Annotated in this window: 1 protein-coding gene; it reads right to left on the bottom strand. The window is 68.8% G+C overall.

The window, feature by feature from the left end; all coding sequences use genetic code 11:
- On the bottom strand, positions 1-446 hold a 446-nt coding region (locus GWG67_RS38810; protein WP_275174905.1), incomplete at both ends, for a response regulator.

Below are 446 nucleotides of genomic sequence, written 5' to 3'. Positions count from 1 at the left end.
CCAGGGAGAGCAGTTTCTCGACGTCCAGCGGCTTGGCGATGTAGTCGTTGGCGCCGGCCGCGAGGCACTTCTCCTGGTCGTCCTTCATGGCCTTGGCCGTGAGGGCGATGATCGGCAGACGCCGCCACTCCTGCCGCTTGCGGATCTCGCGCATGGCGGTAAAGCCGTCCATCTCCGGCATCATGATGTCCATGAGCACGAGGTCGACCTGCGGGGCATCGCCGGCCTGCGAGCGCTCGAGGGCCTCCAGCGCCTCGCGCCCGTTGCGCGCGATCTGCACCTTGGCGCCCGTGGGCTCCAGCACGCTGGAGAGCGCGAAGATGTTGCGCACGTCGTCCTCCACCACCAGGATGCTGCGGCCCTCGAACGAGGCCTCGCGGTCGCGCGCCAGGCGCAGCATCTGCTGGCGGTCGGTCGGCAGGCTCGACTCCACCTGGTGCAGGAAC

It is taken from the genome of Bradyrhizobium sp. CSS354, from assembly GCF_029051725.1.
Lineage (GTDB): Bacteria > Pseudomonadota > Alphaproteobacteria > Rhizobiales > Xanthobacteraceae > Bradyrhizobium.
This window is presented reverse-complemented; position numbering and strand designations above follow the sequence as displayed.